Consider the following 23,273-nt stretch of genomic DNA (forward strand, 5'->3'; position numbering starts at 1 on the left):
TTGATCAGACGTAACAATTGCAACAAAGTACGTCGCAAGCGATGTAGGTCACACAGCAAATTCAGCGTGCGCCCAGCGTGTGTTGACCTCCGCACAGACTGTGCCTGCAGTGGCAAAGCACGACGGCGTCCGCTGGACCAGGCAGGTCCGGCAGACGCCGTCGTCGAAGGTTGATAGATAAGCTGCGTTAGCGGGCTACGGAGCCTTCTGTGTAGTCATCGCTGGTCTTGATCCAGGAGAAGAGCTTGCGCAGTTCGCGGCCGGTGGCCTCGATCGGGTGGTCCTCGCCCTGCTTGCGCAGCGCAGCGAACTCGGCGCCGCCGTTGTCCTGATCGTCAATGAAACGCTTGGCGAACGCGCCATTCTGGATGTCTTTCAGGACAGCCTTCATGTTTTCCTTCACCTCGGGGGTGATCACGCGAGGACCGGAGACGTAGTCGCCGTACTCTGCTGTATCGGAAACGCTCCAGCGCTGCTTGGCGATGCCACCTTCAACCATCAAGTCAACAATGAGCTTGAGCTCGTGGAGGACCTCGAAGTAAGCAACTTCGGGCTTGTAACCGGCTTCGGTCAATACTTCGAAACCGTACTGAACCAGCTGTGAAGCACCGCCGCAAAGAACCGCCTGCTCGCCGAACAGATCCGTTTCGGTCTCTTCGGTGAACGTTGTCTCAATGACGCCTGCACGGGTTCCACCGATGCCCTTGGCGTAGGACAGTGCCAGCTCGCGTGCTTTGCCTGTGGCATTCTGCTCAACTGCGATCAAGTCCGGCACACCGCGGCCGGCTTCGAACTCGCGGCGCACAATGTGTCCCGGACCCTTAGGGGCAACGAGGGCAACATCAACGTCGGCCGGCGGCTGGATGTAACCGTAGCGGATGTTAAAGCCGTGGCCGAAGAACAGTGCGTCGCCTGCCTTGAGGTTCGGTGCAATTTCTTCTGCGTAAACAAAGCGCTGAACCTGATCCGGTGTAAGGATCATGATCAGATCGGCTTCTGCGGTTGCCTCTGCAACACTGAGGACGCGCAGGCCCTCTGCCTCTGCCTTGGCACGTGACTTGGAGCCTTCTTTGAGGCCCACTCGAACGTCAACACCTGAATCGCGCAAGCTCAGTGCGTGTGCGTGGCCCTGGCTGCCGTAGCCAATGACGGCGACCTTGCGACCCTGGATGATGGAGAGGTCTGCGTCGTCGTCGTAGAACATGTCGGTCACTGTATTGCTCCTTGAATGAATGGTGTGTGTTGCCAATGGTGAAAAGTATTTCATGCCGGACGCATGGGCCGGCGTGTGCGGATGGTGTGCGCTATGAGGCGCGCAACGCCCTATCGCTCATGGAGCGGGATCCCCGCCCAATGGCTAAGGTGCCTGATTGCACGATTTCTCGGATGCCAAATGGCTCTAAGACGTTGAGCAATGCTGCAAGCTTGTCCGCGTAACCGGTGGCTTCGATGGTCAATGAGTCTGTGGACACATCAACTACTGAAGCCCTAAAGAGATCTGCAGCCTGGGTTACCTGCAATCTCGTAGCGGCGTCCGCCCGTACCTTGACCAGAATGTGGTCCCGTTGTACGGAATTCTCTGAAACAAGTTCAACAATCTTGATGACGTTGACTAGCTTATTCAGTTGCTTGGTGACTTGTTCAATCAGTTCACCGTCAGCATCAACCACAACTGTCATGCGGGAAATTCCGGCATTCTCTGTGGGGCCAACTGCTAGGGAGTTGATATTGAACGCGCGGCGGGCAAACATGCTTGCCACACGGGTCAAAACACCGGGTTTGTCTTCAACCAGTACGGAAAGAGTATGTCGAGTCATGTCTAGTCCTCCTCGTCCCACACTGGGGTCATGTTCCTGGCAACTTGAATTTGATCATTGCTGACACCTGAGGGCACCATAGGCCAAACCATGGAGTCCGGGCTGACAACGAAATCGATGATCACTGGACGGTCATTGATGGCCAAGGCCGCTTCAATGGTGGCGTCAATGTCTTCAACGCGTTCGCAGCGCAGACCAACACAGCCATAGGCTTCAGCAAGCTTGACGAAGTCAGGGACCCGAATGGTGTCGTGGCCGGTGTTCAGGTCCGTGTTTGAGTAGCGGCTGTTGTAGAACAGTGTCTGCCACTGGCGCACCATACCCAAAGAGGAGTTGTTAATGATGGCAACTTTGATCGGAATGTTGTTAATCCGGCAGGTGGCCAGCTCCTGGTTGGTCATCTGGAAACAGCCGTCACCGTCAATTGCCCAGACAACGCGGTCGGGGTTGCCAACCTTTGCTCCCATGGCAGCAGGCACCGAATACCCCATGGTGCCAGCGCCTCCTGAGTTCAGCCAGGAACGGGGACGCTCGTACTTGATGAACTGCGCCGCCCACATCTGGTGCTGGCCAACTCCGGCAGCATACACAGCCTCGGGACCTGACAATGCTCCGATGCGGGAGATGACGCGTTGAGGAGACATAAGCCCGTCTTCGGGCTCGGTCCAGCCCAGCGGGTACGTGTCACGCAGATTGCCCAGGAACGCCCACCAATCACCCAGATCCGGGGTGCCGTTGGCGTCCAGCTCCGTTTTGAGTGCGGCGGTCAGGTCGGGGATGATTTCTTTCAACGATCCCACGATCGGCACATCGGCCGTGCGGTTCTTGGAAATCTCCGCAGGGTCAATATCTGCGTGGATGACCTTTGCATGCGGTGCAAAGCTGCTGAGCACGCCGGTCACGCGGTCATCGAAGCGGGCACCTAAGGTGATCAGCAGATCTGACTGCTGCAGTGCCGTGACTGCGGAAACGGCGCCGTGCATGCCGGGCATGCCAACGTGCAGATGGTGCGAGTCCGGGAATGCTCCGCGAGCCATCAGAGTGGTGACGACGGGGATACCAGTGAGTTCCGCCAGTGCCATGAGCTCGGTGGCGGCGTTGGCCTTGATGACTCCCCCGCCAACATAAAGTACCGGCTTCTTTGATTCACGGATCAACCGGGCAGCTTCACGCAACTGCTTGGAATGGCCGCGAAAAACCGGGCGGTAGCCGGGCAGGTCAATGACAGGCGGCCAGGAAAAGGTCATTTGGCCTTGCTGGGCGTCCTTGGCCACGTCAACCAGAACGGGGCCGGGGCGCCCGGTGGAGGCGAGATGAAATGCCTCAGCCAAAACGCGAGGGATGTCATTGGGGTCAGTCACTAAGTAGGAGTGTTTAGTGATCGGCATGGTGATGCCAACAATGTCTGCTTCCTGAAAAGCATCGGTGCCAATGACTGAACTGGATACCTGGCCGGTGATAGCCACTAACGGAACCGAGTCCATGTGCGCGTCCATGATGGGCGTTACAAGGTTGGTGGCACCGGGGCCGGAAGTCGCAATACAAACACCAACATTGCCTGTGACCTGTGCGTAGCCCTGGGCAGCGTGACCGGCGCCTTGTTCGTGTCGCACAAGAACGTGATTGAGGGAAGATGCCATGAGCGGGTCATACGTGGGAAGGATCGCTCCACCGGGCAAACCAAAAATGTCCTTGACACCAAGCTCTTCAAGGGAACGCACAAGCGCTTCGGAGCCTGTCATCTGAATAGGTGCCACAACATTGTTGGGACCTACGACGTCGGAGGCTGGCTTGAGGGTGCTCACTGCGCCAGAAGTGGTGCTGGCTTGGGCACCGTGTCCAGAGGATTTGGCTGCCATCAGCGATGGGCTGCCGGGCGTTCCTTTACTCATCGGTTCTTCCTTCGGGAAACTCATGCTCTTAGGTGTTTCTTATTTATTTGCGTTCAGTTCTGGGTGCCGAACGCAGTTATACGAGTTGCCGCTGGTGGTGGAAACAAAAAGAACCCCTCAGCCCATAAGGCTCTCAGCGAGGGGTATGCACGTGTCGTGAAGTTCTCTCATTGGAGAACGCCACTGGAGCCATGACCATGGGTGCGGTCATTTCGCCTCACGCGCTAGCTAATGACGCTTGGAAGCTTTCGTTGCATGTGTGTAAGTCTCCCGTTTTCAACGCTTAAGTGTCAAACAGCGAACGATACCGTCTCACTATATGGACCCGAAGTCCACTCTGTGGGTAGGTGCTTCGGATGGTCACGAACGGGACCCCGTAAAGTAGCTCCCTACCTGCCACTCTACGGGGAGGAATGCGCTTACCTCTAGCTGCAATAGGCGCCCGTCGAAGCGCTGTTGACCAACTTTGCATACTTAGCCAAAACGCCTGTCGTGAACTTGGCCGGCAATGGTGTCCAACCAATTTTGCGGGACTCCAATTCGGCGTCGTCAACCAGTAGGTCAAAACTGCGATTCCCAATATCAACACGAATCTTGTCCCCGTCGCGGACAAAAGCGATGGGACCGCCGTCGACCGCTTCAGGGGCAACGTGGCCAATGCACAGCCCCGTGGTGCCCCCGGAGAACCGGCCGTCGGTGAGCAAGAGAACGTCTTTACCCAGCCCGGCACCCTTAATGGCACCGGTAATGGCAAGCATCTCTCGCATCCCCGGCCCACCTTTGGGGCCTTCATAGCGAATAACGACCACGTCACCGGCCTGAATTTCGCCCTTTTCCAAAGCCAGCAGGGCACCCTGCTCACGCTCAAACACACGGGCGGTACCTTCAAAGATGTCAAGGTCGAACCCGGCACTTTTAACGACGGCACCCTCCGGTGCCATGGAACCGTGCAAAATGGTGATTCCACCGGTTTTGTGAATCGGGTTATCCATAGCCCGCAGGACCTTGCCATCTGGATCCGGCGGGTTGATCTCAGCCAGATTCTCGGCAACTGTTTTGCCCGTAACGGTGAGAGCATCACCATGGAGGAGGCCGGCGTCGAGCAGGGCCTTCATAATCACAGGCACACCGCCAATCTTATCGACGTCGAACATCACGTAGCGGCCAAAAGGCTTGAGATCACCCAGGTGCGGGACCTTATCGCCGATCCGGTTGAAGTCATCCAGGCTCAGATCCACCTCGGCTTCGCGAGCAATGGCCAGCAAGTGCAGCACGGCATTGGTGGAACCACCAAATGCCATGGTGACGGCGATGGCGTTTTCAAAGGCTTTCTTCGTCATGATGTCGCGGGCGCGGATGCCCTTTTCAAGCAGGTGCACCACGGCTTCACCGGACTTGCGCGCATACATGTCACGACGGCGGTCGGCGCTTGGCGGGGCGGCGGAGCCTGGCAGGGACATGCCTAGCGCTTCGCCGATGCAGGCCATTGTATTTGCTGTGTACATTCCACCGCATGCGCCTTCGCCGGGGCAGATGGCGCGCTCAATGGCGTCAAGATCCTTCAAACTCATGGTGCCTGCGGCGCAGGCGCCGACGGCTTCGAAGGCGTCAATCAAGGTGACTTCCTTCTCCGTGCCATCCTCCAGCTTGGCAAAGCCGGGCATGATTGAACCGGCATAGAGGAAGACGCTGGCAAGATTCAGCCGGGCGGCGGCCATGAGCATGCCGGGCAAGGACTTATCGCAACCGGCCAGCAGCACGGAGCCGTCCAAACGCTCAGCCATCATGACCGTTTCCACAGAGTCGGCAATGACCTCACGCGAAACTAGGGAGAAGTGCATCCCCTCATGACCCATGGAGATTCCGTCGGAGACCGAAATGGTGCCGAATTGCATGGGGAAGCCGTCGGCTGCGAAAACACCTTCTTTGGCACCTTGAGCAAGGCGGTTCAGGGAGAGGTTGCAGGGGGTGATCTCATTCCAAGAGCTAGCCACACCAATCTGAGGCTTCCTGAAATCGTCATCTCCCATGCCCACAGCACGGAACATGCCGCGCGCTGGGGCGGCATGAATACCGTCCGTAACAACCCGGCTCCGGGGTTTGATGTCCGGCTTGCCATCGGCGGTACGGATGATGCCCTCTGATGATTCCGCTGAATTGATATTCACACTCATGAGCGCCATTCTATGGCTGAAGTAGCGACAGAGGCCACCATTAAACTTTGTTCCCCTGCCGCGCTTCATAAAGTTGACACTAGCCAGTAGGCCACGCGCAGGGTTCAACAGAGAGGACCCAACGCGGAGTGGAGGAAACTTTTATGGTGGCTTTTCTGCACCTAAACCCGTGTCTTCACAGGGAAGAGCGGGAGATTTAGTGTGATACACAACTCAAAACCGGCAAAAGCTGAGACTTCGATTTCACACGGAACCAAAAAGGCCGTATAGTTTCATGTCGTTGCGAGGAACACGATGGACACAAACCGAAGTGCTTCTACGCAGTGAAAGATGCACCCCTAGCTCAATTGGCAGAGCAATTGACTCTTAATCAATGGGTTTCCGGTTCAAGTCCGGAGGGGTGCACTGGTATTGCCGCTCCAGCGCTGGTAACAACCGGTGTTGGTGCGGTTTTTTACTGCAAAGAAAAATACATAAGAATAGTCTGCACCCCTAGCTCAATTGGCAGAGCAATTGACTCTTAATCAATGGGTTTCCGGTTCAAGTCCGGAGGGGTGCACAAAGTGAAACCGCTTCAACGCTGGCTCTCGCCGGGGTTGGAGCGGTTTTCTTATGCCCCAACGTCATAGTTGAGGCCGAACTCGTTGCCCTCGAAGGCTGCACCCCACGAATCGAAGCCCTCCTGTGATGGCTGAACAAGCCAGTGATTTCTAAGTCCGTGCGAAGACTGTGATCCAGAATTCGGTGCCGGGATCGACGGTGACTTCAATAGTCTGCTCTTTCGAGGGGTCATCGACTGGATACGCAACCGAGGCCCCGCCTTGCATTGTGCAAACGGCGCTGCCCCATCCAGACTCCTTCTGAACGATGCTGGTTTTCCAATCACCTGATCCACCGCAATTCACGGTTGTCCCCAGATTCTTGTACCCCTCTGGCAGTGGGTCGAGGTGAATTGTTGTTGAGCCTGTACCGCTAAATTGCTTCAGGACCAGTCCTGTTGGCGTCGCATTCTCCACCCTTGATTTTTGGACCTCAAAAACTATCGCTTCGTGAGCTATCGAAGGGCTCGAAGTTGACGTTTCCGCGCTCCCTGATGTCGGGGCAGGGGATGAATCAACGCCAGTGCAGCCAGACAGGACAAGAGTGAGCAACCCAATAATGCACAATAATGACGGCAAGGTACTTTTCTTATCCATAAGTGCGAGCCTACAACTCACGCCGCAGGAGAGGGACACTGGCTGAGCCGGTTCGGCGGTACTGACAACTACGCATAGGTCAGCCTCAATAGGACTTCTTGTCAACCCCAGCTTGACAACAATGGCGCGTCAACCTTAAGTTGACGTTATGATAGAAAATAATCTCGATGTCTCTCTCCGTAGAGCGATACTGACAGCCGAGCCTGGCCTAGAAAAAGCACTGGAACAGGATGCGGACGCTTACCTTCGCGTTATTTCACTCTCGGCCCAAGCGCTCGAGAGGCTCCCGCTCCTACTCAATTCGGCCGTAGCAGCCGCCAGGACAGCTGGCCACAGTTGGGCGAAGATCGGAGCAGAACTAGGGATGAGCAGGCAGGCTGCCCAACAACGCTTCACTGCCGCGGATCAAACGCCAGCTAAAGCCGTTGGTGCAACCAAAAAACTTCACCCCCTAACTGCATTCGACGAAATGGAAGCCCTCGATCGTGCAGGCAAAGACGGCTGGCACTCGATCGGCTTCGGGACTCTTTACCACCTCATCGAGAAGACCGAGGAACAATGGGAACACCTCCGAGTGCCGGCAACGAGTTCGCGCTCCTCCTTGGAAGCGGCAGGATGGCAGCGAATTGGGCGCATGTGGTTCCCCTGGGCCTACTACACACGGAATACCGGCATTCCGGTCAAAATTATCCGTGCGGTGGATGACTTTTGAAGTGTGGATTCGCCAGCGTACCCAATCACCCCATTTTTTGAGCAGCCTCAACCCCCAGTAGACAACATTCCTTCGATTGTCAGTCTTTCTGAGCCCGATGGCGCAAGCAGCCGGCACCTCATTCAAAGCAGGAACGGCGCCGATTATTATGTCGCTCAGACACTGGTGGACTCGACTCCAAAGAAGACGTGTCTGGTTGTAGTCGATGCCAACGAGCAATGCACGGGCGAACAAGAGTACATGGGAGAATATCTGCAGCTTGGGCCATTATCCCCCTAGCGATTGAGTGCAGTCGTCAGGGGTATTTGAGGCTTTGAGCACCACCCAAAGGAACTCACTTTTTTCACTTGCCGGTTAGCAAGTACATGCTAACGTGCGAGTATGACGAATCTACCGTTTAGTCATCCGACCGCTGGCAACCGGCCAATCGATCCAGCTGCAGCAGCACAAATGCTCACCGAAGCAGACCGTGTGAGTCAACGGGCTGCGGAGGGTATAGACCCCGGTCCGTTGGTAGTTATACGGCGATGGACCCCCGTGGTCCTGTTCATATACGCTGTGAGCTTTCTCTTGGTCTTTTCGGATCAAGGCAGCGCTTCGGCCCCAAATCCATTATTACCAGGGGCCAAGTATGCAAACCTCCTCATCATTCCGCTATTGATGCAAATCCAGTTGGTACAAGGAGCCAGAAACCGTCTCCCCATTGCAGATATCTCAATGTCGCGAGGACGAACAATATTGCAGCTTCTCACTGTGGTTCCTTTCATAGCGATACTTGCCGTTAGCCTCTTTGGAGTCAAGATTCCTTGGTGGGTTTGTATTCTCGTTGCGGTGGGAGTTGCTGCCCCTTCTCTTAGAGAGGTGGGTACCCGGGCCCACAAGAGCTCCGGATACACCCGCGGTCAGAGAACTCCATCCCCAGTGCTCAGCAGTACCGCCAGAGCAACTAGCTTTGTGCTTGGGATCTACTTAGGGGCGGCAAGTGCTGTAATGGTCTTTCCCTGGTTCCCCTTGGCTGCATTGCCGATGCTGATTCTCCTACTCGTTTCGGTGTGCTTCGCAAACAAACGCTGGGGTCTAACTAGTGTTGGTTCCGAATGGCAAGCTCGACACTGGGTTGCTTTCGGGATCTCATTTGTTTTGTTCTTCGCGTTCGTGCTGCTTGTTGTTAAGACCTCTTGGAACACTCCTCTGGTTGGAATCCTCGGAGGCGCTGCCATCGCTCTGCCACTTGTTATTTCTGCCGCCACTTCGCGCAGCAAGCCATGACCACTTCGGAGGAGATGCGTAAACATCCACGGCATCAACTAGATGATGCCTTCATGACACCTGTTCGTTTCTCCACGATGGCAGCGCTGCGTGCCGAACTTGAAATCGACTTCGCGACACTGCGGGATCTCATTGAGACTGATGATTCCGCACTGAGTAAAGCTATCGCCTACCTTCAACGGGTGGGGTACGTTTCCATCCGTAAAGGTTATGTGGCAAACAAGCCCCGTACCTGGGTGAGAGCGTCGCCGCCGGGGTTGAAGGCGCTGGCAACACATTCTGGCGCTCTACAAGCTATCGCGGCAGGTGCCATCTATCTGGAGTGAGCCACCAGGGCCCTTCCTGATCCGTCCCATCTATGCCGAATCTGGTTAGCCTTGGAGTAGTCTGTATGACCAGGCAGTCACACCATGATCTCGTTGCCGGCAGCTATCGAAATGAGGGCGCTCACGAAGCGCTATCGCCGCACGACCGCCCTCAACGGCATCGACCTGAAGATTCCCACCGGCTCGGTCTTTGGAATGATTGGGCCCAATGGAGCCGGTAAAACCACCACCATTCGGCTGCTCTTGGATATTATTCGGCCGTCCTCCGGCACCGTGGCTGTGCTTGGTAAGGATCCGCGTTCCGGCGGTCCAAGCTTGCGAGAGCAAATTGGCTACCTCCCCGGTGAGCTGAAGCTTCAGGGTAGAGTCAGCGGCCGCGAACTGATCCGTCATTACGCAGACATCAGCGGCCCTATATCTAAAGGTGCGATCGCCACCCTGGCCGAGCGGCTGGATCTTGATCTCGACCGCCAAGTACGAACTCTTTCCAAAGGTAACAAGCAAAAGCTCGGGCTGGTGCAGGCGTTTATGCACAAGCCCGCGCTGCTTGTGCTAGATGAACCAACCAGTGGCCAGGACCCGCTTGTTCAGCAGGAATTTTTGTCCATGGTTCGTGAGGCTCGAGATTCCGGAGCGACAGTCTTCCTGAGTTCACATATTCTGCGCGAGGTAGGCCAGGCGGCGGATACTGTTGCCATCCTGCGACAGGGGAAGATCCTTGCTGTGAGCTCGGTAGATGAGCTGCGAGAGAGCGCCGTGCGTAAGGTCCGTGCCCGTTTTACCCGAATAAGTGCTGAAGTGCTAAGGATGACTCTCTCGAAGATCAGTAACCTCACCGAGTTTGATGCCACGGAAAGAAATGGGCTCACGGAATTAACGGCAACGATCAGTGGGGACATCTATGCTTTTATTAGCACTATCGCCGCCTTCTCAATTGCCGAGCTGGCCATTGAGGAACCCGATCTTGAAGAGTCGGTTTTGAATCTTTACCGAGGCGGAGCAGCTGATGCGAAGTAGCGCACTGCCACTGTTCCGCCGCTCGATCGGGGACTCGTGGCGATCCACCCTCGGCTGGACTATAGGAGTCACGGCTGCTCTGCTGCTATACCTTCCGCTATTCCCGGCACTGGGCGGCAAAGACTCCCAGATGGCTCAACTGATCAACAGCCTGCCGTCCCAGCTGGTCAACACCCTCAACTATGGAAGTATCACCACGGGGGCAGGCTATACGGAATCGACCTTTTTTGGCCTACTAGGCTTCGTGCTGATTGTCATAGCAGCAACATCTTGGGGTACGGCTGCAATCGCTGGCGATGAAGAAAACGGCACACTTGAAATCGTGCTCGCACACGCGGTCAGTCGGACTCAGCTGGTACTCGAGCGAACTCTTGCCGTAGTGCTTAGACTGGCCTGGCTAGCTGCCTTTAGCGCTCTTATGATCCTTGCTCTGAACACAAGTTCACAGCTTGAGTTGCTGCCAGCCAACATTGTTGCTGTCGCTGCCGCGGCCGGCATCGCCGTACTCGGCTATGTCCTCAATGCCATCGGCAATCAAAGCGAAAACCTTGACCACCTGCGAGACTTCTCACCCTACGGCTGGGCCTATCACCACACCCCACTAGCCAGCGGCGCCGACTGGGGCGGGCTCGCACTGCTCTATGGTTTTAGCATCCTTTTCATCGTCGTCGCGGTCGTTGCTTTGCGCAGGCGGGACATCAGCGCATAAGAAATCCCCGTTGATTTCGCCGTATCTAAACGATTGAACCGTTAAACCCCGGAGCGGGGCAACAACGGTGAAAGCCTCCGTGCTCACTGCGTGCAAGACTCAGACGATGACGGATGACTCTTTTGGAACGCTGCACCACGTAGAACTTTGGGTACCTGACTTTGCACGTGCGGAGAAAGAGTGGGGCTGGCTACTCTCCAGCCTCGGCTACACGACCTTTCAAAAATGGTCGCGAGGGTGCAGTTGGAAGCAGGGAGCAACGTACATTGTTGTTGAACAGTCCCCGGATCTCACCAGTGGAATTCATCAACGAAAGTCTCCCGGTTTAAACCATTTAGCATTCCACGCCGGCTCATGCGCTGACGTTGATTCGCTATCAAGCACTAGCGCGGAGCATGGCTGGACGCCGTTGTTTACGCAAGAGTATCCCCATGCTGGCGGAGCTGGTCACTATGGTGCGTATCTAGAAAACTCTGACGGGTTCGAAGTAGAGCTTGTAGCCGGCACCGATGGCCTTCACCCGTCCAACCATTCCTGAGCACACTTCTCTAACCAATGCGCAAGCGTGGGAAGCACATCAATTTTCAGGAGCGAGTATGGAGGGCATCCCAGTCCCTCGATGTACCAGTGTCATATTCCCGTTATCCTCGATTGCCACTACGTAATAATCGTCCGGGCTGATGGAGACCAGCAAGCTTTGAACCAGACCCCGAATCCACCGATTCAAAAGGCCCACCTCCGCGATGGCATCGCTGGGTGGAAAGCACGGGATTTGGACAGCGAATTCGCCTCAATCAACCATAAGGAAATATTCTGCTGCCAAAGTGGCGAAGTGTCTGCCCCACCAATTTAGTCCAAGCCAGCAAGTCGCCTACGCTGAAATCAGTTGATTCAACCCCACTGGTCCAGGCACGCCTCACCGCGTCGCTGGCATTTTCATCAGGAGTTTTCCATGACCGAACGTCTTGTCCCCGGCGATTTTGCCCCGGCCTTCAGCCTGCCCAACACAGAAGGCGGTACTACCTCGCTGTCAGATTTTGCCGGCCGCCAGTTGATCATGTACTTCTACCCGGCCGCTATGACCCCCGGGTGCACCAAACAGGCCTGCGACTTTCGCGATAATTTGGCGTCTCTGCAGTCAGCCGGGTACCAAGTGGTAGGCATTTCACCAGATTCCGTGGCGAAATTGGAGAAATTTGTTGCCAAGGAAAGTCTCACGTTCCCCGTACTCAGCGACACGGACCATGCAGTGGCTTTGGCTTATGCCGCCTGGGGGGAGAAGAAAAATTACGGCAAGACTTATGAGGGACTGATTCGCACAACCATTGTCCTCGATGACGCAGGTAAGGTCACCCACGCCCAGTACAACGTCCGCGCGACAGGTCACGTTGCCAAGCTTCGCCGGGACTTGAACCTCGAGGACGCCTAGCCCCCAACCCCGGGTTGGCCCCTAACCCGAAAAAGGACCCCACCAAACCCGGTGGAGTCCTTTCATAAGTGCGCAAGAGGGGACTTGAACCCCTACGCCCGAAGGCACAGGTACCTAAAACCTGCGTGTCTACCAATTCCACCACTCGCGCGAGTGCATTGAAGCAACCACAATACTACCGGTTCAAATGAGTGCATTGCACCACGGTTGGGAAGAAACCCAGCAACTCTTGAGAATCAGCCGTTAGGATGAGTGGCTGATGGAGTGTCCACGCTGCAAGGAGAATCAGAACGTGCCCAGCCCTGCCGGCCCCCTGCGAAAGGCTTACCGGCGCGCAGTGTCAATGGCCGCCGTCGTACTTTTCGCTGCAACCGCATGCACGGCGCCCCCTCTGCCCGGGCCAGATGCCAGCGCCTCAGCAACGACGCCGCCGGCGGAAACCACGTTCAACTTCGGCACGGGCACCGACCCGCTCGGTTTCGATCCGGCTCTGGTGGCGGACACGGAGTCGTACCGGGTGACTCGGCAGGTACTTGAGGGGTTACTGACGATCGACCCCGTTACTGGAGCGCCAGCTCCGAGCCTGGCTACCAGCTGGAAACAGCTCGACGGCGGTCTTAGCTACAACTTCAAGCTCCGCGGAGGTGTGAAATTTCACGACGGCACCGACTTTGACGCGGCCGCCGTGTGCACAAATTTTGAACGCTGGTACGCGCTGACCTCCGATACCCGAGCAGATGGTTCCTCAGCCATGTTCAAACAGGTGTTCCGCGAATTTTCAGACAATCCGCAAAACTCGCTCTACAAAGGATGCACGGTTGATGGGCCACTAGAGGTGACGCTGGGACTAAAAATGCGGCTCACCGGGTTCCTAGACGCGCTCACGCTGCCCGCTTTTGCCATCTCCTCCCCCACGGCGCTGAAGCTTGGCACAGCCAACGTCCTGGATAAGTCATTCTCCGCCAACAAGGTCTCCAGTTACGCCCTGCACCCTGTGGGCACAGGCCCCTTCAGGTTCGTCTCGGCCGCCCCCGGGACTGTCACCATGGCAGCAAACAAGGATTACTGGGGTGAAAAGAGCCAGATCACCACACTGAAATTCACAACCTTCGAGCAGCCCGAAACCAGATTTGCTGCCCTTGACGATGGCACCCTTGATGGTTTCGATCCCGTCACGCCCAGCAATTTTGACAAGCTCATCAAGGGCGGTAAACAGGTACTGCAGCGCGACCCCTTTTCCGTCATGTATTTAGGTATCAACCAGAAAATACCTGTCATGGCTGAACTAGAGGTGCGTGAGGCTATTGCAGCTGCCGTGAACAAGACAACCCTTGCCAGTAACTACTTCATTGCGGGTACGGCCACCACAGCCCAGTTCATCCCACCCAAGCTCAGCGGCTTCAACAACGGCGTTGAGGGTATTCCCTATGACCCGCAAAAGGCGAAGGATTTGCTGGCTGCCAGCAAATATAACGGTGAAGAACTGAAGTTTTATTACCCGGTGAATGCCGCCCGGACCTACCTTCCCTCGCCTGAAAAGGTGTACGCCCAGATTGCCACCGAGCTTACGGCCATAGGATTGAACATCAAGCCAGTGCCTGTGCCTTGGAATGACGGGTATCTCAACGCCGTCACGAAGGATACCGACCATGCACTGAGTTTGTTGGGTTGGAATGGCAGTTATGCCGATCCCGATAACTTTGTGGGGCCAATATTTGGTTCCCCAAGTGCGGAGTTGGGCATGAATGACCCGCAACTGGTCTCCAAAATCACGCGTGCACGCAGTCTTCCTAACGGACCGGAGCGGGTGGCCGCTTACGAGTCCATTAGCAAGCAACTAGCTGCCACAGTCCCGGCTGTTCCCATTGCGTTTCCCATTTCAGCTGTGGCGCTCTCGGATAAAGTGCTCTCCTACCCGCTCAGTCCTGTTCTCAACGAAGTTTTCAACCACGTCAAGCTCACGCCGGCCCCGCCAACAGGCTGACCCGAACGCGCAGTTACCCACCAGACGCATAGAAGTGGTGAAGGCCACTGTCAAGGCCTTGATTTACGTATACAGTGCCTGCCGCGATACGCTTCAATCGCTAGGAAGAGCCTCTACCGGAGTTGACTGTGACCTTCATTTCGAACACCAAAGACGCTGACGTTGTCCTCATCGGGGGCGGCATCATGAGCGCCACGCTGGGCACTATGCTCAAGCAACTCGAACCAAGCTGGAAGATTGTGCTGTTTGAACAGCTCGATACACCAGGATTGGAATCTTCCAGCCCGTGGAATAACGCCGGTACCGGCCACTCCGCGCTCTGTGAGCTTAATTACACCCCGATGGGTAAAGATGGCATCGTCAACCCAAGCAAAGCCATCCACATCAACGAGCAGTTCCAGCTCTCGCGTCAATTCTGGGCGCACCTGGTTGATGAATCGCTGATCGGCTCCCCCAAGGGCTTCATCAACACCGTTCCGCACATGAGCTTTGTTATAGGCGAGGCGCATCGGACGTTCCTCAAGGCCAGGCATGAGGCGCTGAAAACGAACCCGCTATTTGCCTCCATGGAATATAGCGAGGATCCGGGCGCCATCGCCAAGTGGACTCCGCTGGTCATGAAGGGCCGCGACCCTCAAGAGCAGGTCACGGCTACCCGCGCAGCTGAGGGCACCGACGTTGACTTTGGTGCACTGACCCGTGAGCTGATCGGCTACATGGGCAAGAACGACGTCGAAGTAAACTACGGCACTACAGTCACCGATTTGGACCGTAGCACCAACGGCGATTGGGATGTTTCCCTCAAGCATGCCTCTTCCGGTGAACGCGGCCGGATTAAAGCAAAATTTGTGTTCATTGGTAGCGGTGGCGGCGCCCTGCACCTCTTGCAGAAGTCGGGCGTCCCTGAGGGCAAGGGCTTTGGCGGTTTCCCCGTCTCCGGTCAGTTCTTCCGTTGCACCGATGAAAAGATCACCTCTCAACACAGCGCCAAGGTCTATGGTCAGGCGTCGGTGGGTGCCCCACCCATGTCAGTGCCCCACCTTGACACCCGCTACGTTGACGGCCAGCGTTCTTTGTTGTTCGGCCCCTACGGCGGCTTCTCCACCAAGTACCTTAAAACCGGAAGCTACATGGATCTACCCGGTTCAATCCGGCCCAATAACATTGTTCCCATGCTTGCGGTGGGCAAAGACAACCTGGACTTGGTGAAGTACCTCGTTAGTGAAGTCACCAAGTCACGCAGCGGCAAGGTTGAAGCACTCCACGAGTACTTCCCCGAAGCCGAGGGCGGCGATTGGGAGCTCATTACAGCAGGCCAGCGCGTGCAGATCATCAAAAAGGACGCCAAAAAGGGCGGTATTTTGCAGTTCGGCACCGAGGTCATCACAGCGGCCGACGGCACCCTGTCCGCGCTGTTGGGCGCTTCACCGGGGGCATCCACCGCAGTTCCCATTATGATTGAGCTGTTGCAGCGTTGCTTCCCACGCAAATTCAAGCTCGATTGGCAGGAATCTCTGCGTGCAATGATGCCAACTTACGGCACCAAGCTGAACAAGAACGCAGAACTTTTTAACAAGAGCCTTGCCGCCACGGCAACCTCTTTGCAGTTGGAGACAGACAAAGCCTAAAGTACCCCACATGGCTGGACGGGGACCGGCATAAAGCAGTGGGAGTTACTTGATGTTTAATTTGGCCAAAATGTCTTTGGGGAATCGGGCACTGATTGCCCTGATCACTATCTTCGCGATGGTGTTTGGGGTGATCACCCTTGGTTCACTGAAGCAGGAACTCATTCCCAGCATAGAGTTCCCGCAAATCACTGTTGTCTCCGCTATGCCCGGCGCCTCCCCGGCAGTGGTTGACAAACAGGTCAGTGAACCGCTGGAAGCGGCACTAAACGCGGTGGAGGGACTGGAATCCAGCACCTCCACCTCGCGCAGCGGTGTCTCAACGATCAACCTTGCTTTCACCTACGGTACAAATCTTGACCGCGCGCGGAATCAAATTGACCGGGCGATCTCCAATGTCACCCAACGTCTGCCTGAGGGTGTCCAGCCCCAGCCCATAGCGGGCAGCATCGCCGACTTTCCCATTGTGTTCCTCGCTGTCTCCTCCGATCAGGACCTTTCCGCCCTGAACACCGATTTGCAACGTATTGCCGTCCCCCGGCTGATGAAGATCGAGGGTGTGCGCAGCGCCGATGTGACAGGCGCCAATTCCCAGCATATTGAGATCCTCCCGGACCCGGCCAAAATGGCTGCGGCCGAGGTGGATCCCGGCTCCATCGCCAACGCCCTCAAGAACAATGGGACGCTGGTTCCTATTGGTTCCCTCAGTACCGAGGGCACCACGTTGTCCATCCAGGCTGGAAGTCCTGTTGATTCCCTGGACGCCGTCAAGGCGTTGCCGCTGGCTGGAACCTCCGGGGCGCAAGCACCTGCCAGCGCCCCCACGATCGCCTCGGTGGCGGCTGTCTCACTGGCAGATGACGTCCAGACTTCCATCACGCGCACCAACGGCAAGGCAACTCTGGCCCTGTCCGTCACCAAGAAACCTTCAGCTGACACTGTGACGTTGTCCCAGCAGGTCAACGATGTCCTGCCGGAAATCACTGCTTCGATGGGCAACAACACTAAGTTCACCACAGTCCTGGACCAGGCACCGTTTATTGTAAAGTCCATCCATGACCTCACAGTTGAGGGCCTGCTAGGACTGGGTTTCGCGATCCTTGTCATCCTGCTCTTCCTCATGTCCGTGCGGTCAACACTTGTCACAGCCATCTCCATCCCGCTTTCACTACTTGTCACCTTCATTGGCCTGTGGGCCACGGGCTATTCACTGAATATCCTGACCCTTGGCGCACTCACGATTGCCATTGGCCGGGTGGTTGATGACTCCATTGTGGTGATTGAAAACATCAAGCGGCACTTGAGCTATGGGGAGGATAAAAAGACTGCCATTCTCGCTGCCATCAAGGAAGTTGCGGCCGCCATCACGGCCTCCACGCTGACCACCGTCGCCGTGTTCCTGCCGATCGCCTTTGTTGGCAGCCTGGCCGGGGAACTGTTCCGGCCGTTTGCGCTCACAGTCACGTTCGCACTGCTTGCCTCACTGCTGGTCTCTCTCACAATTGTTCCTGTGCTGGCTTACTGGTTCCTGAAATCCCCGGAAAGTGCAGGGGCAGCGGACGACGCCGGAACCGCCTTGAGTGGGCAGGCTCTGCTGAGCGCTGTGGAAGAGAAGGAACGCTCTTCCTGGCTACAGCGCGGCTATCTACCGATCCTTGCCAAAACACAAAAACATCCGGTAGTGACCTTGCTGGCCGGTGGAATTGTGTTGGCAGCCACGTTGGCAATGACTCCGTTGCTTCCTACCAACCTGTTGGGTGACTCGGGGCAAAACAGTGTCAGCATCCAGCAGGACATGCCTGCCGGCACTAGCCTGACGGTCACGGATCAGGCCGCCAAAAAAGTGGAGGCAGTTCTTCGCGGTATTGACGGTGTCACGGATGTTCAAGTCACTGTGGGTAATGCCTCCGGTGGTTTCTCGGCACTGCTTTCTTCAGGTGCCTCCAGCGCGGCCTTTCAGGTCATCACCAACCCCGATGCAGACCAAGTAAAGCTTCAGGACACAGTCCGTACCGCCGTAGAAGGGGTTAAAGATGCTGGTGAGCTGAGTATTGGCTCCCAGGGCGGTGGCCTGGGTATGTCAAACACTGTGGACATCACAGTTAAGGCAACCACCGGTGAGGGACTGAAACAGGCAAGCGAAGAGCTGGTCAAAACCATGGCCTCGCTCCCCGGTGCGCAGTCAGTTGCCAGCAATCTCAGCGGAGCTCAACCGGTCATCCAGGTCAGTGTTGACAGGGCAAAGGCTGTTGCTGCCGGACTCGAGGAACAACAGATCACCGGCTTGCTGGCCGCAACTGTTAGCCCCATCCCGGGCGGCACCGTGCGCATTGATACCACCGATTACAAGGTCCAGATTGGCCAGGGCACCAAGTTCGATTCCCTTGAGGCACTCGCGGGTGCCCAAATACCCACCGCGGCCGGACCTGTGCCCCTCTCGCAGGTGGCCAGCGTCAAGGAAGTTCAAACACCGCTGACGATCACCTCATCTGATGGCCAACGTACCGCCACCGTTTCAGTGACACCTAAGGGCAACTCCTTAGGATCCCTTAGCGGAGAAGTACAAAAACACCTGGATTCCACCACACTGCCAGCCGGTGTTGTTGCCAGCCTTGGTGGCGCAGCAACACAGCAGGCCGAATCATTCCAGCAGCTGGGCTTGGCCATGCTTGCCGCCATCGCCATTGTTTACGTGATCATGGTTGCCACGTTCAAATCGCTCATCCAACCGCTGATCTTGCTGGTCTCCATCCCCTTTGCGGCCACCGGGGCCATTGGTTTGCTGCTCATCACAGGGATCCCCCTGGGTTTGCCCTCTCTGATCGGTATGTTGATGTTGGTTGGCATTGTGGTGACCAATGCCATTGTGCTTATTGACCTCATCAACCAGTACAGGCACCCAGCAGGCGACAGGCCCGCCATGAACGTTGCGGACGCCATTGAGCACGGTGCCCGCCAACGTCTACGCCCCATCTTGATGACGGCACTTGCCACCATCTTCGCCCTGACTCCCATGGCGTTGGGGCTGACAGGCGGTGGAGGCTTCATTTCCCAGCCTTTGGCCATCGTGGTTGTGGGCGGGCTGGTATCTTCCACCGCGCTAACCTTGATTCTGGTTCCTGTGCTGTACCGCCTGGTTGAGGGCCGCAAGGAACGCCACGATTTACTCAAGGCCCTGAAGGTTGTCCATGTGCCCGCAGGTCCATCTGCGGACTTCCAAGATTGGACAACTGGAGCCATTCCCAAGGTTCGCGGGCGCCGTGCCGCAAGCGACTAGCTAGGTAGGGTGGGTCCAAACGCCAGTTTGGGCACAAAGTACAGTGCTAGGGCCGCTACCAGAGCGGTGACACCACAGATGCTCCACACCAACATGTAGCCCTCTAGTGGGGCTGCAGTGCTCCCTGCTTCGGCGGTCAGCGACCCAAGTGCCTGCCCTGCCAAGGCGATGCCGAAAATACAGGAAGCAAAGGCGCCGCCCAGCGTTTTTGTGGCGTTCGTGAGCCCGGCCGCCATCCCTGTTTGGGTCAACGGAGCAGCGGCGGCCGCCGCTGAGGGCAAGGCCGCCACCAAAGCGCCGCTGCCAATGCCGGCAATGGCCATGTTCAGCAGAACCTGGCTCATTGAATCATGGAACGGCAGGAACAAAAGATAACCAACAGCGACAAGGAGTGCCGCTCCCAGCAAGGTGATTCTCGGCGTCGTCCATTTAGTGAGGATGGGATAAAGCAGGGCGCCAAATAAGAGGCCCAAAACGTAAACACCTATCAAGATTGAAACCAGCCCGGAACTGGCCCCGAGCCCGTAACCAACCGTGTCCGGATCGGTCCGGGCAAATGTTGACAGCGGCGCCTGCGCGCCCAACACGGAGACGCCGAATAGAAATGCTGTGAGCTGGATCGGCCACATGCTGGGTTGGCGCAACAGGCGGATATCAATCAGTGGATCTTTATGGCCCAGCTCGTGCCTGGTGAACGGTGCAAGCGCCATAATTCCAAGCACCACGCCAGCCCACGCCCACCAGGTGCCGGGCCCGTTGATACGCATGAATGTCAGGCCCGTGGTAATGAGTAGCAGAGCCGTGGAGAGCAGTGTCAGCCCCATAATGTCCAGACGGCCTCCGGTTCGGCTTTCAGATTCGGGAACACCAAACAAGATCACGAAGAAACACAAAGTGACGGCGATCGCGGGGATCATCAGTGTCAGCCAGAGCTGATCAGGCAAAGCCCCACCAATGAACCCACCGGCCAGCGCCCCGACAATGACACCGAACTCCAGTCCAGCAACAAGAATCCCGGCGGATCTGCGGGTAAGTGCGGCACCGTCAGGACGATGATGGGAGCGGCTGTAGATGAGTGCAATTTCCAGCGGTAGCCACACCACGTAGAAGCCCTGGAGCGCCCACGCAATGATGAAGAACCAGAAGTTCGGAGCGAAAGCCACACCCCATGACGCCGCTGCCGTCAGTGCTGTGGAAATCAGGAGCACCTTGCGGTGCCCGATCATGTCGCCCATTTTCGCCAGTACGGGAACCACGAGTGCGCTGACCATCAACTGAGCCGCCTCAAACCAGTTGACGTCTGCGTCGTGGATGCCCAGGAAGCGGGCAATGTCTGTCAGTAGCGGGGTGTAATAGCCTTGGATGATCCCGCTTGTAAGCTCCACAAGCACCAGAAAACCCACGATTGCTGTGGCGCTCGTGGCCGCTGTGCCGCGTTTCCCGGCGATCGCACGTGAGAATGAAGCCATGGGGTTCCTCCACAATTGCGCTGGCATAGATGGCAAGTCCTTGAACGGCATCCTAGTACCCGCGGGTAACTCAGCGGGTGATTCTTGGATTTTTATTTCCTCTTCCGGTGTCGGAACATTCTGGCGCTTCTCAACGTTAGCCTTAGTATTAGATACAAACGCATATACCTCACGGCGAGTCCGCAGGGTCAAGGAGCAGCTAATGCAGTTCGGAATTTTCAGTGTTGGTGACATTACAATGGACCCCACCACTGGGCGCACCCCCACCGAGCACCAGCGCCTACAAGCAATCACTACGATCGCCAAACACGCTGAGGACGTGGGAATGGACGTGTTTGCGACCGGCGAGCACCACAACCCGCCGTTCTACCCCAGCTCACCAACAACTATTTTGGCGTACATAGCCGCGCAAACTCAGAACATCATCCTCTCCACCAGCACAACTTTGATCACGACGAATGATCCGGTAAAAATCGCCGAGGACTTTGCCACCCTGCAGCACCTCTCCAACGGTAGGACTGACATTGTGCTGGGGCGTGGGAATATGGGTGCCGTTTATCCGTGGTTTGGTAAAAATAACCACGATTCCGTGGAGCTGACGGTTGAGAACTATGCGCTGCTACGCCGGCTTTGGGATGAGGAGGTAGTGAACTGGGAAGGTAAATTCCGTACACCGCTGCGCGGCTTCACCTCAACACCCAGACCCCTAGATGGGGTGGCTCCGTTTGTTTGGCATGGCGCCATTCGCACGCCCCAGGTTGCCGAGATTGCCGCGTATTACGGTGACGGCTTCTTCGCGAACAATATCTTCTGGCCCAAGGAACACTACATCCAGCTGATCAACCTCTACCGGGAACGCTACGCACACTACGGCCATGGCACACAAGAACAGGCAATCGTGGGTTTGGGCGGACAGTTTTTCATTCGCAAAAAATCACAAGATGCGGTCAATGAATTCCGCCCCTACTTCGATAACGCCCCCGTTTACGGCCACGGACCTTCCTTGGAAGACTTCACCTCACAAACCCCGCTAACAGTGGGTAGCCCGCAGGAAATGATTGAAAAAACTCTCACCTTCCGCGACTACTTCGGCGATTACCAACGACAGCTGTTCCTCATAGACCATGCGGGCTTGCCACTGAAAACGGTGTTGGAGCAGCTAGATTTGTTTGCTGCGGAGGTCCTACCCACACTTCGGCAGGAATTCGCCACCAACCGTCCCGCGAACGTCCCTAACGGGCCCACATTCGCAGCTCGGCGTTCCGCTGCACAGGAGGCTGCCGCCGTCGAGCCTGCAGCACACACACCTGGTTCCAGCACAAAAGGGGTGAACTGAGATGTCCGCTGCCACACACCGCAGGCTGACTACCGATTCGTGGGAATCACTGCTGCGTTCGCAGGTGGCGATGGTGCGTGAACTGCATAGGGAAGCCATCTTCAAAGAAGTGGGCAGCCGCGAATATGATGTCCTCTACAGCCTTTCTCGTTGCCCGAGTGGTTGGCTGCGCCTGAATGAACTCAACGATTATGTCCTGCTAACGCAGCCGAGTATCTCGCGCATGGTTGACAGGCTGGAGCAGCGTGGGCTCATCGCGCGAAAAACTGCCCAGGATGACAAACGCGGGGTGCTGATCGGGCTAACCGAAGCAGGAGCCGAGCTGCAGAAAAAAGTAGGGCGTGTACATGTAAAGAACATCATGGAACGTATGGAAGTTGCTTTCACGGACGAAGAGATGCGCACGTTGCTGGAGTTAACAACCAAACTGCGCACTTCCTTAGCCGGCAGCTAACCGAGCACCTTGAATGATGTGATCATTTTTTGGATGTTCTGGGATTCGCTGGTGAGCATGTAGGCCTGAGCATCAGTGATCGTGGCGAAAGCCCGTAAGCCGGGTGAGCCGTTGGGGTCACTGGTGAATTGAAGAACGTCGCCAAACATGTAGATGCCCAGCTTCTCTGATGTGACGGTGTTGTAAACCAAGCAGGCCTTGCCATCGGGACCGGCCGCTTGATCCGTGATTCCGTAGGAGGCAAAGTGATGAGTTTCGCCTTGGATGATGCGGTAGGTGAACCGGGGCTCCACGGCAAGCATAGATTCGTTGTTTGACGGGATCGCCAAGGGAAGACTGGCTAGCACCGTGTACGGTCTGCTGGAGTCCGGCTGGCAGGCCCCACCCAAACCCAATATGTGAGTGTTCAGCACAGCCATGACATCTGAGGAAGCAGCCCTCACCTCAAGGCGAACCGCTCCGGCGCTAGGCTGGTACTGTCCGAGCTGGAGTTCGAGGGCGTCGTGAAAGTTTGGGGACTAGCGCTCGCATGTACTTGGGCTGGTTGGCTTGCCGAATCCGATGATTCCGAAGCTCCCGTGGTG

19 protein-coding genes and 3 tRNA genes are annotated in these 23,273 nt (G+C 56.5%); 14 read left to right on the forward strand and 8 right to left on the reverse strand.

What is annotated here, in order from left to right; genetic code table 11:
* Positions 1 to 187: 187 nt before the first annotated feature.
* The 4 genes from ilvC to ilvD form a co-directional block, all read right to left on the reverse strand.
* Positions 188 to 1,213 carry a ketol-acid reductoisomerase gene (ilvC, locus tag QMG40_RS03730; RefSeq protein WP_283528028.1) on the reverse strand — a complete coding sequence of 342 codons (1,026 nt, stop codon included), beginning with the start codon at positions 1,211 to 1,213 and terminating at the stop codon, positions 188 to 190.
* Positions 1,214 to 1,304: 91 nt separating this feature from the next.
* Positions 1,305 to 1,817, reverse strand: coding sequence for an acetolactate synthase small subunit (ilvN, locus tag QMG40_RS03735; RefSeq protein ID WP_283528030.1), 513 nt, complete (start codon positions 1,815 to 1,817; stop codon positions 1,305 to 1,307).
* Between the two features lie 2 nt (positions 1,818 to 1,819).
* Positions 1,820 to 3,709 carry an acetolactate synthase large subunit gene (locus QMG40_RS03740; RefSeq protein ID WP_283528032.1) on the reverse strand — a complete coding sequence of 630 codons (1,890 nt, stop codon included), beginning with the start codon at positions 3,707 to 3,709 and terminating at the stop codon, positions 1,820 to 1,822.
* A 425-nt stretch (positions 3,710 to 4,134) separates the two neighbouring features.
* The gene (gene ilvD, locus QMG40_RS03745; protein WP_283528034.1) at positions 4,135 to 5,883 is read right to left on the reverse strand and encodes a dihydroxy-acid dehydratase; all 1,749 of its coding nucleotides are present in this window, start codon (positions 5,881 to 5,883) and stop codon (positions 4,135 to 4,137) included.
* Positions 5,884 to 6,215: 332 nt separating this feature from the next.
* Between ilvD and QMG40_RS03750 the strand changes: the two genes are divergently transcribed.
* Both QMG40_RS03750 and QMG40_RS03755 read left to right on the forward strand, forming a co-directional pair.
* Positions 6,216 to 6,288: transfer RNA gene (locus QMG40_RS03750), tRNA-Lys, on the forward strand.
* A gap of 81 nt (positions 6,289 to 6,369) precedes the next feature.
* Positions 6,370 to 6,442: transfer RNA gene (locus tag QMG40_RS03755), tRNA-Lys, on the forward strand.
* Between the two features lie 151 nt (positions 6,443 to 6,593).
* Here QMG40_RS03755 and QMG40_RS03760 read toward each other — a convergent pair.
* Positions 6,594 to 7,079 carry a hypothetical protein gene (locus QMG40_RS03760; RefSeq protein ID WP_283528036.1) on the reverse strand — a complete coding sequence of 162 codons (486 nt, stop codon included), beginning with the start codon at positions 7,077 to 7,079 and terminating at the stop codon, positions 6,594 to 6,596.
* A 148-nt stretch (positions 7,080 to 7,227) separates the two neighbouring features.
* On the opposite strand from QMG40_RS03760, the gene QMG40_RS03765 reads away from it, so the two are divergent.
* The 7 genes from QMG40_RS03765 (at position 7,228) to bcp (ending at position 12,541) form a co-directional block, all read left to right on the forward strand.
* Complete coding sequence (locus QMG40_RS03765) at positions 7,228 to 7,791, forward strand: hypothetical protein (protein ID WP_283528038.1); 564 nt, start codon at positions 7,228 to 7,230, stop codon at positions 7,789 to 7,791.
* 381 nt (positions 7,792 to 8,172) lie between these two features.
* The gene (locus QMG40_RS03770) at positions 8,173 to 9,060 is read left to right on the forward strand and encodes a hypothetical protein (RefSeq protein ID WP_283528040.1); all 888 of its coding nucleotides are present in this window, start codon (positions 8,173 to 8,175) and stop codon (positions 9,058 to 9,060) included.
* A 53-nt stretch (positions 9,061 to 9,113) separates the two neighbouring features.
* Complete coding sequence (locus QMG40_RS03775; RefSeq protein WP_283528042.1) at positions 9,114 to 9,386, forward strand: transcriptional regulator; 273 nt, start codon at positions 9,114 to 9,116, stop codon at positions 9,384 to 9,386.
* Between the two features lie 84 nt (positions 9,387 to 9,470).
* Entirely contained in the window at positions 9,471 to 10,403 is a 933-nt protein-coding gene (locus tag QMG40_RS03780) for an ABC transporter ATP-binding protein (protein WP_283528044.1), read from the forward strand.
* Entirely contained in the window at positions 10,393 to 11,112 is a 720-nt protein-coding gene (locus QMG40_RS03785) for an ABC transporter permease subunit (protein WP_283528046.1), read from the forward strand. The genes QMG40_RS03780 and QMG40_RS03785 overlap by 11 nt, the downstream gene beginning before the upstream one ends.
* 106 nt (positions 11,113 to 11,218) lie before the next feature.
* On the forward strand, positions 11,219 to 11,650 hold the full coding sequence (locus QMG40_RS03790) for a VOC family protein (protein ID WP_283528048.1): 432 nt from the start codon (positions 11,219 to 11,221) through the stop codon (positions 11,648 to 11,650).
* 414 nt (positions 11,651 to 12,064) lie between these two features.
* On the forward strand, positions 12,065 to 12,541 hold the full coding sequence (gene bcp / locus QMG40_RS03795) for a thioredoxin-dependent thiol peroxidase (RefSeq protein WP_283528050.1): 477 nt from the start codon (positions 12,065 to 12,067) through the stop codon (positions 12,539 to 12,541).
* Between the two features lie 69 nt (positions 12,542 to 12,610).
* Here the strand turns inward: bcp and QMG40_RS03800 are convergent.
* A tRNA-Leu gene (locus QMG40_RS03800) sits at positions 12,611 to 12,692 on the reverse strand.
* 141 nt (positions 12,693 to 12,833) lie between these two features.
* Between QMG40_RS03800 and QMG40_RS03805 the strand changes: the two genes are divergently transcribed.
* From QMG40_RS03805 to QMG40_RS03815, 3 genes are all read left to right on the forward strand, one after another.
* On the forward strand, positions 12,834 to 14,525 hold the full coding sequence (locus tag QMG40_RS03805; RefSeq protein ID WP_349361590.1) for an ABC transporter substrate-binding protein: 1,692 nt from the start codon (positions 12,834 to 12,836) through the stop codon (positions 14,523 to 14,525).
* Between the two features lie 128 nt (positions 14,526 to 14,653).
* Entirely contained in the window at positions 14,654 to 16,153 is a 1,500-nt protein-coding gene (locus tag QMG40_RS03810) for a malate:quinone oxidoreductase (protein WP_283528052.1), read from the forward strand.
* Between the two features lie 52 nt (positions 16,154 to 16,205).
* Positions 16,206 to 19,430, forward strand: coding sequence for an efflux RND transporter permease subunit (locus tag QMG40_RS03815; RefSeq protein ID WP_283528054.1), 3,225 nt, complete (start codon positions 16,206 to 16,208; stop codon positions 19,428 to 19,430).
* Here the strand turns inward: QMG40_RS03815 and QMG40_RS03820 are convergent.
* A complete protein-coding gene (locus QMG40_RS03820; RefSeq protein ID WP_283528056.1) occupies positions 19,427 to 20,899 on the reverse strand; it encodes an MFS transporter in 1,473 nt (490 codons plus the stop codon). The genes QMG40_RS03815 and QMG40_RS03820 overlap by 4 nt on opposite strands.
* A 202-nt stretch (positions 20,900 to 21,101) precedes the next feature.
* On the opposite strand from QMG40_RS03820, the gene QMG40_RS03825 reads away from it, so the two are divergent.
* Both QMG40_RS03825 and QMG40_RS03830 read left to right on the forward strand, forming a co-directional pair.
* Positions 21,102 to 22,235, forward strand: a complete 1,134-nt coding sequence (locus QMG40_RS03825) for a CE1758 family FMN-dependent luciferase-like monooxygenase (RefSeq protein WP_283528058.1) — start codon at positions 21,102 to 21,104, stop codon at positions 22,233 to 22,235.
* A 1-nt stretch (position 22,236) separates the two neighbouring features.
* Positions 22,237 to 22,689 (forward strand): MarR family winged helix-turn-helix transcriptional regulator, encoded by a 453-nt coding sequence (locus tag QMG40_RS03830; RefSeq protein WP_283528060.1) that lies wholly within the window; start codon positions 22,237 to 22,239, stop codon positions 22,687 to 22,689.
* Here QMG40_RS03830 and QMG40_RS03835 read toward each other — a convergent pair.
* Positions 22,686 to 23,108 (reverse strand): hypothetical protein, encoded by a 423-nt coding sequence (locus QMG40_RS03835; protein ID WP_283528062.1) that lies wholly within the window; start codon positions 23,106 to 23,108, stop codon positions 22,686 to 22,688. The genes QMG40_RS03830 and QMG40_RS03835 overlap by 4 nt on opposite strands.
* Positions 23,109 to 23,273 lie beyond the last annotated feature (165 nt).

Source organism: Arthrobacter antibioticus (assembly GCF_030063205.1).
Lineage (GTDB): Bacteria > Actinomycetota > Actinomycetes > Actinomycetales > Micrococcaceae > Specibacter.